The organism is Microcoleus sp. BR0-C5, from assembly GCF_036705045.1.
GTDB lineage: Bacteria > Cyanobacteriota > Cyanobacteriia > Cyanobacteriales > Microcoleaceae > Microcoleus.
The window spans coordinates 24,881-33,911 of record NZ_JAUBTR010000070.1; the positions used below are offsets into that span (position 1 = coordinate 24,881).

A 9,031-nucleotide genomic window follows, 5' to 3' on the forward strand; every position below is an offset into this window, starting at 1 on the left:
CGGAAAGCCTTTTAAAGTGGTGAAACTATCCCGTGCAGGCGCACAAACGGATGCTGCAATAAAGCCTCCCAGTCAGCATCCAAAGTCGCCAGAGATGATATTTTCTCAAATCCAGATAGCTCTGCTAGCGCTTCATACCGCAAGTCATTTTCAGCATAAATTAGCAGCCTCTCCTCTAAAGTAGCTGCCTGTAATTGGCTCAACAGTTTGCCGCGCAGTGCAACTAATTCTGTGAGAGTTTCGTACCACAAACCGTGTTTAGCTAACAGCAAAACGCGCTGCCTCAGCGATGCTGTTTCTAGCTGAACCAAAATTTCTGGTTTCATTGCCACCCGCTCAACCCACCCGTGGCGGGAGATATTCCCCCACAAAAAGCACCACTGATACTTCTTGCCAGTTTCCAGAGGAGGTGAATTGGGCGGCAAGGAAAAACTCGCAATTCCCACTGCTTTTTCTAGCTCAAAAACTGTTCGGAAAACTACCTCTTGCTGTTCGTCCCGCAGCACAAACTCAAAGCGAATATCATCAGGCAATGAAGTCGGCAAGTATAGCCAAAAAGTCGGATGTGCGATCGCTGTCAACCCTAAATTTGTAGCCGGAATCAAAGCTAAAAAGTTGTGAGGATAATCGCGGCTGCCTGCGTCTGTGCGATCGCCCGGTGCTCCGCGCGCGGGCGGCTCGTATGCGAGTACCTGTGGCAGCAAATTCGGTTCCCCCGATGAATCAGCCAGCATCGCTGCCAATCCAGGTTGAACCATTGTTAAAGCCACAAGCACATTAAGCGCCGCCTGCTGTAGGAGCAGTTTTGTTTGATTCATAAAATATCCGCCAAGTAGAGGTGTAAAATCTGCGTTCGCTCCAACTGCAACCTGAAAATAATCTTGCCAGATTTTTTAGGCTAGCGTCTATAGTTTCGCGGAAATTTTTTAGTATATTTCCCCAATAAAGTTCCGCGATCCCGGCTCCAGCAACCTCTACCTTAAAAATGAAACAACTCAACCCAAACCCATCGCATCATTTTCACATACTAATAATTTACCTTTCCCCTGATAATACCAAACATAACCCTCTCCACCGCCTTTGCCAAAATGACCTAATTTGCGATAATCTTCTTCAATCCCCTTGGTAAATCCTTTTACTAAATCGCAATCAGCTATCAAAGTTTCACCTTGTTTGAGTTCGACAACCTTAGCCGGTGAACTTGTAGCTGCTACAACAGTAGCTTTTTGCTCGCGCAAAGCTGTAACAGCAATTCTCCACCTACCGTCATTAGAAGCAGCCACTTGTCGGAATTTCAGTTTTTTAGCACCGATAACTACATTGTCCGAACAAAACTGAAATATACCGTCATCAAACTCCCACTGCTCCGCATCCGAAAGGTCGATCGGCGTATAATGCAGGAAATGCCCTTTTTGTCTCGGTTCCAGTTTCACCGTACCAGTCCCTTGATATACGGGAGCGTTGTAGTCCATTTCCGTTGTCAAAGATACCCACATATCTTTTAAACGGTTATCAGTTTTATAAACACCGGAAGTCAATTTCCCCATACACCAATGCAGCGCACCTTTTTGAATTATCACTCCCGAATTGTTCAAGTTGATTTCCGCTTGCTGCACCAACGGAATATTTTTAGTGGGATGGTAAAACTTGTTGGTTTCTTTATTGATGTTATTTTGAACGTACCACAAATCCGTTGGTTCCAAAAGCTTGATTTCGTATTTCATAATATACCTCGCCTATTTGCTTAAAATGTGTTAAAGATTTGACACATGATTTGGGGCTGCCGCGTTCCCGGACTTATCGGGTGAAATTTATCTTTTGCAGACATCCTCTGCTACTGTTAAAGTATCTAGCTATCTTAGCAATAGCAGACAGCGCTCCTCCACAATTGTTGAGAAAAATTCATGCCTGCGATCGCACAATCTCCCAATTTACCGATTTTACAAGAAATCAACTCAGGATTACCCAATATTTGCGGCTCCGAAGCAGAAATTAAAGCCGCAGCCAATAGCAACGAACCTGTCTTTCTACCTACCACAAATCTGCGCCTCGAAAACATTCAAGCCGGATTCGCCTGCGCCCTGCATATGCACCAACCGACAATTCCTGCGGGTGCAAACGGCGAACTAATCTGCAATCTCCAGAATATGTTTGAACATCCCAACCAAGGAGATAACCACAACGCCGGAGTGTTTGCTTGGTGCTATTCTCGCATGGGAGAATTCATTCCCCAACTGATTGCGGAAGGCTGCAACCCGCGAATTATGCTCGACTATTCCGGCAATTTATTGTGGGGATTGCGCCAAATGGGACGGGACGATATCTTGGATAATCTCAAGCGGATTACCTGCGATCCTCAATATCAACCTCACGTAGAATGGCTGGGGACAATGTGGAGTCACGCCGTCATTCCCTCAACTCCCATTCCCGATATCAAACTCCAAATTCAAGCATGGCAACATCATTTTGCCGCCATTTTTGGCTTGGACGCCCTGAAGCGGGTTAAAGGTTTTTCACCCCCTGAAATGCACTTCCCCAATCATCCTGATACACTTTACGAATACATCAAAGCTTTGAAAGAATGCGGCTATCGCTGGCTGATGGTGCAAGAACATTCTGTAGAAAATCCCGACGGTTCGGGATTGTCGCAAGACCAAAAATATATTCCCAACCGTTTAGTCGCCCGCAATTCTCACGGCGAAACAATCAGCATCACGGCTTTGATTAAAACCCAAGGTTCGGATACGAAATTGGTGGGTCAAATGCAGCCGTATTACGAAGCAAAAGGACGCAATAAACAGCAAATTGGCAATGTCACAATTCCTTCTTTAGTTACTCAGATTGCCGACGGCGAAAATGGCGGCGTGATGATGAATGAATTTCCCAGCGCCTTTGTCAAAGCTTGGCACGAAAACCGCGAACAAGGCGGCGGAAAATCCGGCGTTGTTGGTTTAAATGGGACTGAATATTTGGAGATAATTGAAGCGGCGGGCGTCAATCCTGACGATTATCCTGTTTGTCAGGGGATTAACCAGCACAAAATCTGGCAGCTAGTCGATCCTGATAGTGCGACGCCGGAAAAAGTGGAAAGTGCGATCGCCCAACTCAAGCAAACAGACCATAATTTTCACATGGATGGTGCTTCTTGGACTAACGATTTGAGTTGGGTAAAAGGCTACGAAAATGTCTTGGAACCGATGAATCTACTCAGCGCTGCATTTCACAAAAAATACGACTCGCTGGTGCAGCAAGATGCTACCGTTACCAAGCAGTTTGAATACCAGCAAGCTTTGCTTTACAACTTGTTGCTACAAACAAGCTGTTTCCGCTATTGGGGACAGGGAACTTGGACTGATTACGCGCGCGAACTTTACAACCGCGGCGCTGCTTTAATGAAGTAGGAAAATTTATGGTAGGGTGCGTCAGAAACAAACAGTTTGAGCATTGTCAAATATTAGGTCTGACTCACCTTACACCTTTATTTAAAGCACAGGACTAAATTCCTCACAACAAACGCGCTTACCAATTACTAAATCCTACATTTCTTGCATCAGCCGCAAATAATTTTGTCTCATCTGCGTCATATTTTCCATCATTCTATTAGCCATATCTTTCTCAACATCGCTCATTTGTTGCCAAAATAAAGCCGATCGCCTCGCCATAATTGCTTCTTCCCAAAGCATCTCCAAAAGTTGCGCGGCCATTGGGTTTTCAGCATCGATAATCCCGCACAATTGCTCGAAGGCCCGGTTGGCTTCGGTGTGAGTGCTAACATCCTGAACCAGGGTTAGGCATTTTTTGAGTTGTACGATCGGATTTTCAGAAGAGTAAGCCATAATTTCACTAAGATAAGCGACAAAATTTACACTGATACCTTTGACATTACTAGAGTTGTGACACAGCCGTAGAGTTCCCTACATACCAGCGCCAAGGCAAATCCATTCCTTGAGAAATCCCGATCCGCGTAGTTTGCACAAAATTTATTGTACCCTCCTCCACAGCTTGCTGAAATTGCTCGCTCCGGTGTTCCAAACGCAGCGGTTGGCCTGCACCCAAGGGAAAACCGCTTAAAGTTCGATCGATCTCCAGTACCTTACACAGTTTCCCAGGCCCGGCGGCGAGGCGCGATCGCTTCTTCTCGGGAATTCCAGCGAACCCCTTGGGAACCGCATCTACCTGCAAAGCTCGAATCAGCACAGCACTAGCAACTCCCTCTGCATCAGTCACCACGTTAAAACAGTGATACATCCCGTAGATTAAGTAAACGTAGCCCATACCCGGAGGCCCGAACATCACCTGATTGCGAGGAGTTCGCTGCCGGTAAGCGTGACAAGCGGGATCTCCTGGGCCGTAAGCTTCGGTTTCGACAATCATTCCCCGAATTGTCTCGCCGTCAGGAAACTGCCGCACCAGAGTACAGCCCAGCAAATCTGGCGCTACGCTGGTAGATGGCCGCGCCAGCCAAAAAGATTCTACAATCTGAGTATTTGCACTCACTCAACAACAGCAGGTAAATTATGGACGTTAAGTTAGTTTTAGCAGTCTTGACAGCAGTTTTCACCGTTTGCTGTCTGTTCTTCGGCACAAAAAACGGATTCTACGATACTGACAAGTATCACGGTAACGGTTCTGCTCACTAATTTTAGGTGGCTGTTAGTTGCTTAAAAAAACCGCTGTCTGTTATTCAGACGGCGGTTTTTTTAAGGAACCACAGAGGCCACAGAGGACACAGAGAAAGAGAAAAGAGAGAGCAGAAAGAATGAAAAGAAGTTGACAAATGATGAGACAGCAGATTGCTGTATTTGCTGCAATTAAGGATGAATTGTGCCATCTGGCATTTTAGCTTCTTGCAAGCTAGCATTTGAGAAGTCCGCGCATCCCATGAGGTTTAAACGCATTGTCGCTCCTCGATCCGTTGCTTTCATATTGAAACCAATTACTGCATTTTCTGGGTTATTCTTTTGTGGAACAGCGGTGACATTAAAATCCACATTTGCTTCTTTTTCATTAGCCTCAAGGTTGAAAGTGATGCCGGCACAGCCCAAATCAGCTCCTGTCAGGTTGGCTCTATTTAAGTTGGCATTTTTGAGGTTGGCATTGGCTAATTTGGCTCCTGACAAATTAGCACCTTCGAGGTTCGCTCCCTGCAAGTTAAATCCTTGTAAGTCAAGTCCTTTCAAGTTGGCATTGCTGAAATTGCATTCTGGACATTGCTTGGTTTCCAGTAATTGCTTGACTTGGTTTTGTTGAGTTGAAGCCTGTATATATTTGACCGCAGTAAATATAACTGCGATCGACAATCCAGCAGTAACTAAATTTTTTAATTTCATAAATATCCGAAAGGCTTAGGGGGTTTTCTATCGCGGTTAATAGATTTCTCCAAGAGTGCGATCGACCTCTCCAGAATTCCCACACTAAAATGGCAGGCATCTCCCACCAGCAGTCTGGCGCAATTAAACACCGCCGGGCTTATAAATCCCGCCTCCTTTCCCTCGCCAGTGCTGCTTTGAGTTTCGGACTGGCCCCCTCCGTTTGCTTCACTTTGCTGTGAGCAGTCCACAAGCGGAATTTATTATTACCCGAAGGCGCGCAGTGGCATATACCTGCGGACTGAAATAAAAGAAACTTTATTTATATCCCTGGAAAGAGGAAATTTTTGAGAGACTTGAGGATAATTAATATAGAAACGCAATACTGTAGCTGCGCTGTTAAGTTCTCAGCAACTACTTTTTTTGTCAAAATTGCTTTGAGAAACTAATCTACTCTAAAAACAGTTGGCAGCAGCTCAGGTTCCTCAACCTCGCCAGAACACACCACCTATAATCCCGACAATTCGGAGCGGTAATGAACACAATCAAACCCGAACCCAAAAGACCGCGCTTCATGGCTCTGCTGCTGACAACGCTGCTGACATTTCCCTTTGTGAGTGCTTGCGGTTCTAGCGAGCAAAATTCCGCTCCCCCGCCTCCTGTTGACAACACTCGCGCTGGAGGAGTGCAAACTAATCGGGGCTCCGCTCCTTCCCCACAGGCGAAAAAAGGACTGAGCAATGCTCAAAAAGTAGGGATTACTTTAGCAGGAGCAGCCGCCCTTTACTACATCTACAATCAGCACAAAAATAAACAAGAAAAGGGGCCGCAGGGAAAACATTACCTTTCCAAAAACGGTCGCGTTTACTACCGTGATGCCCAGAATCGCGCGGTCTGGGTAACGCCCCCGCCTGAAGGAATTAAAGTTCCAGAGTCCGAGGCAGCGCGTTACCGCGAATTCCAAGGGTACAACAACCAAAATACCGGTCGAGACCTTACTACCTTGCCGGAAGCTACAAGTCCTGTTCCCGCACAGTAGTCTAAGCATTTGAGATTTTAGATGGCAGGTTCCATGACTTTCAATTAAATCTGGGATTCCCAATCTAAAACAGTCGTTTTTCAACACATAAAAAAGAGGAACTTTATCATGGTAGACGGATTTTTGCGGAAGTTAAAAGATGCGATCGTCGGGCCAAACAGCGAGCAAGTCGATCCTGATGGCAATTACCAAGATGCCTCCAATGCCGGACAGTACGGCAACGTGACTCCAGCCAGCCAAGACCCCTACGGCGACCCGGCTGAGTACGGAGAGTACGGCAACGTGACTCCAGCCAGCCAAGACCCCTACGGCGATCCGGCTGAGTACGGAGAGTACGGCAACGTGACTCCCGCCAGCGAAGACCCCTACGGCGACCCCGCAGACTACGCCGGTACTGACTACGGACAGTTCGGCAACGTGACTCCGGCAAGCGAAGACCCCTACGGCGACCCCGCAGACTACGTAGCGGATGCTGGAATGTTCGGCAATGTGAGCCCGGCAAGCGAAGACCCCTACGGCGACCCCGCGGATGAGGAAGGGTTTAGTTAAGTCAGTTGGCTAGAAAAATTACCTGGTAAGCAACAGCACCCCTGTGGGGGTGTTTTTTTTCTGGAGGACTAGCAGCAGAACGAGAAAACTGCAAAGATGGTATGAGTATTGTGGAGCTGGCTGGTACAGATTTTGCCAAAGTTCTCAGTGCTAAGCGTATCAACACTCTTAACCCTGATACTGCAAGCTTATGTGCTAGCATCTCCTATTCTACAGCCCAGGAAGTGGCTCATCTGCTAAATCAGTAGCCCCCTTAACTTAAGACAGTACACCATGCTGCTTGCTTACGTTTACAAGCTGAATCCCTCGCCCAAACAAGCTCACACAATCGAGCGGTGGATTCATTTGCTTCGCTTGCAATACAACTTTAGAGTTAGGGAGCGAACAGAAGCCTACGAGCAAGCAAGATTTCCTGTTATGGGGAACTACTGCTTCATCGAAACTCAAGCCGAGTGTTGCCCCTTTGCTTGCTCGTTAAGCAAAGGTGCTTTGTACGGCAATCCTTGGACAGCAAAAGGCAAGAAAAGGACTCCGCTCGCTCAACAAGATGCCAATTTGGTTGACCTGAAGCAAGAGCGTCCTTGGTATAGAGAAATCTATCACCATGTTTTGCAACAAATGCTAAAACAGGTTGATGCTGCTTTTGGGCGCTTTTTCCGAGGATTGGGCAAATATCCGAAAACAAAGCGGCAGGGTAAATTTCGCTCTTTCACCTACCCGCCTGGAGATGTCGCCTTTAAAGGGAATAAAGTCCGACTTCCCGGTATTGGCTGGATGTCGTTTTTTCAGTCCCGACTGTTTCCCAATGCTTTCAGCATTCGTTCCGTCACAGTGCGGAAAAAAGCAGATGGCTTTTATATTTCTGTTTTGTTGCAAGATGAGTCGGTTCCAGATGTTCCAGCAGCAAATCAAGTTAAAACAGCAGTAGGAGTAGATCTGGGTATCAAGAAGCTAATGTCTCTCAGTACGGGACAAACCATTGCCAATCCCAGATTTTATCAACAGATGGAGCGTCCGCGATCGCAACTAAACCGTGCTATCAGCAGCAAGGTTGTAGGTTCCCGCCGCAGAAGAAAAGCCTGCCAGCGCTTAGCAAGACTGGAACAAAAAGTTGCTTATCGACGAGAGGATTACCAATGGAAGATAGCTAATAGCTTGGTCAAGCAGTTTGACCTGATTGTGTTTGAGAATCTTAATATTCAAGGCATGATGGCACGCTGCAAACCAAAGCAGGATGAAAACGGAAAGTATTTGCCTAACGGTCAATCTGCTAAATCTGGACTGAACAAAGCCATTGCTGATGCTGCTTGGGGTTCCTTAAAACAGAAAGTCAAGATTTTGTCCGAAAGGGCGGGCGTTCTGGTTTATGAAGCGGTGCCTCACTTTAGCTCTCAGCAATGCAGCGAGTGCGGGTATGTCAGTCCCACAAATCGAGATCAGGAAAAATTTATCTGTGAAGAATGCGGTCATCATGAGGATGCCGATGTGGATGCTGCAAAAGTTATTTTGAAGCGCGGCGTGGATCGACTGGGAATCTATTTGGATGCTGTACCGAGAGTCCCTCGGAAACAGGATAAAAGTACGCCCGAGGAGCCTGTTGGAAGACAGGGAAAATCATCCGCGTTGGTGGATGAGACTGGGAACCCTAAGAGAGTTCCAGCAATGGGAGTTATTTGAGTGGAGGGGAGTTTGAGCGATCGACTCTCAGCCTTTATGGCTGTCAATTGAAATCGGGTGTGTCTGACCAAGTTGCGATCGCCCAAAAATTAGGCATTTTCTCAAAAACGGAGAGGGTGGGAGTTGAATTAGCGCTGAGTTCTCAATCGACGCTTTTACGTTGTTCTAGCCATTTTTTGTGCCTACTCTGAAAGCCCTGTTTTGGATTTGAGCGAATACCGAGCGACTTGCTGTACACTGTCTACAGTAAGCAAACTCGACATTCTTATAGGATGGAGCGAAAGATGAGCGAAAAGTCTAATCCAGTCACGGCAAGTACCACTGGAGACTACCTTGTTGGCTACGAGCGGATTCTGGACTACTTCAAACAAGCACAGAAGGAATGCCCGTGCGATTCGTTGAAGCGTGAATCACGGTGAAAGCCCGTACATAGCCCTTCCAGCCACAAGGCTGAACT

10 protein-coding genes are annotated in these 9,031 nt (G+C 46.8%); 5 read left to right on the plus strand and 5 right to left on the minus strand.

The window, feature by feature from the left end:
* Positions 1–11 precede the first annotated feature (11 nt).
* Together QUB08_RS25430 and QUB08_RS25435 are read right to left on the minus strand one after the other, a co-directional pair.
* Entirely contained in the window at positions 12–818 is an 807-nt protein-coding gene (locus QUB08_RS25430; protein ID WP_333228218.1) for a DUF928 domain-containing protein, read from the minus strand.
* A 177-nt stretch (positions 819–995) separates the two neighbouring features.
* A complete protein-coding gene (locus tag QUB08_RS25435; RefSeq protein WP_333228219.1) occupies positions 996–1,724 on the minus strand; it encodes an AIM24 family protein in 729 nt (242 codons plus the stop codon).
* Positions 1,725–1,904: 180 nt separating this feature from the next.
* Here QUB08_RS25435 and QUB08_RS25440 point away from each other — a divergent pair, with 180 nt between their 5' ends.
* Positions 1,905–3,401 (plus strand): glycosyl hydrolase family 57, encoded by a 1,497-nt coding sequence (locus QUB08_RS25440; RefSeq protein ID WP_333228220.1) that lies wholly within the window; start codon positions 1,905–1,907, stop codon positions 3,399–3,401.
* Positions 3,402–3,536: 135 nt separating this feature from the next.
* Here QUB08_RS25440 and QUB08_RS25445 read toward each other — a convergent pair whose 3' ends face one another.
* Together QUB08_RS25445 and QUB08_RS25450 are read right to left on the minus strand one after the other, a co-directional pair.
* The gene (locus tag QUB08_RS25445; protein ID WP_333027404.1) at positions 3,537–3,836 is read right to left on the minus strand and encodes a hypothetical protein; all 300 of its coding nucleotides are present in this window, start codon (positions 3,834–3,836) and stop codon (positions 3,537–3,539) included.
* A 49-nt stretch (positions 3,837–3,885) separates the two neighbouring features.
* Entirely contained in the window at positions 3,886–4,497 is a 612-nt protein-coding gene (locus QUB08_RS25450; RefSeq protein ID WP_333228222.1) for a DNA-3-methyladenine glycosylase, read from the minus strand.
* A gap of 20 nt (positions 4,498–4,517) precedes the next feature.
* Here QUB08_RS25450 and QUB08_RS25455 point away from each other — a divergent pair, with 20 nt between their 5' ends.
* Entirely contained in the window at positions 4,518–4,640 is a 123-nt protein-coding gene (locus tag QUB08_RS25455) for a hypothetical protein (RefSeq protein ID WP_006633228.1), read from the plus strand.
* A 171-nt stretch (positions 4,641–4,811) separates the two neighbouring features.
* Here QUB08_RS25455 and QUB08_RS25460 read toward each other — a convergent pair whose 3' ends face one another.
* Positions 4,812–5,330: a pentapeptide repeat-containing protein gene (locus tag QUB08_RS25460; protein WP_333228225.1), complete on the minus strand. Its 519-nt coding sequence runs from the start codon at positions 5,328–5,330 to the stop codon at positions 4,812–4,814.
* Positions 5,331–5,844: 514 nt separating this feature from the next.
* Between QUB08_RS25460 and QUB08_RS25465 the strand changes: the two genes are divergently transcribed.
* The 3 genes from QUB08_RS25465 (at position 5,845) to QUB08_RS25475 (ending at position 8,574) form a co-directional block, all read left to right on the plus strand.
* The gene (locus QUB08_RS25465) at positions 5,845–6,348 is read left to right on the plus strand and encodes a hypothetical protein (RefSeq protein ID WP_333228227.1); all 504 of its coding nucleotides are present in this window, start codon (positions 5,845–5,847) and stop codon (positions 6,346–6,348) included.
* 108 nt (positions 6,349–6,456) lie between these two features.
* Complete coding sequence (locus QUB08_RS25470; protein WP_333228229.1) at positions 6,457–6,897, plus strand: translation initiation factor; 441 nt, start codon at positions 6,457–6,459, stop codon at positions 6,895–6,897.
* Positions 6,898–7,170: 273 nt separating this feature from the next.
* On the plus strand, positions 7,171–8,574 hold the full coding sequence (locus QUB08_RS25475; protein WP_333228231.1) for a transposase: 1,404 nt from the start codon (positions 7,171–7,173) through the stop codon (positions 8,572–8,574).
* Positions 8,575–9,031 lie beyond the last annotated feature (457 nt).

Coding starts and splice junctions, on each gene's coding strand:
- QUB08_RS25475 (WP_333228231.1), top strand. CDS start 7,171: ATGCTGCTTGCTTACGTTTACAAGCTGAATCCCTCGCCCAAACAAGCT.
- QUB08_RS25430 (WP_333228218.1), bottom strand. CDS start 818: ATGAATCAAACAAAACTGCTCCTACAGCAGGCGGCGCTTAATGTGCTT.
- QUB08_RS25470 (WP_333228229.1), top strand. CDS start 6,457: ATGGTAGACGGATTTTTGCGGAAGTTAAAAGATGCGATCGTCGGGCCA.
- QUB08_RS25455 (WP_006633228.1), top strand. CDS start 4,518: ATGGACGTTAAGTTAGTTTTAGCAGTCTTGACAGCAGTTTTCACCGTT.
- QUB08_RS25465 (WP_333228227.1), top strand. CDS start 5,845: ATGAACACAATCAAACCCGAACCCAAAAGACCGCGCTTCATGGCTCTG.
- QUB08_RS25460 (WP_333228225.1), bottom strand. CDS start 5,330: ATGAAATTAAAAAATTTAGTTACTGCTGGATTGTCGATCGCAGTTATA.
- QUB08_RS25435 (WP_333228219.1), bottom strand. CDS start 1,724: ATGAAATACGAAATCAAGCTTTTGGAACCAACGGATTTGTGGTACGTT.
- QUB08_RS25440 (WP_333228220.1), top strand. CDS start 1,905: ATGCCTGCGATCGCACAATCTCCCAATTTACCGATTTTACAAGAAATC.
- QUB08_RS25445 (WP_333027404.1), bottom strand. CDS start 3,836: ATGGCTTACTCTTCTGAAAATCCGATCGTACAACTCAAAAAATGCCTA.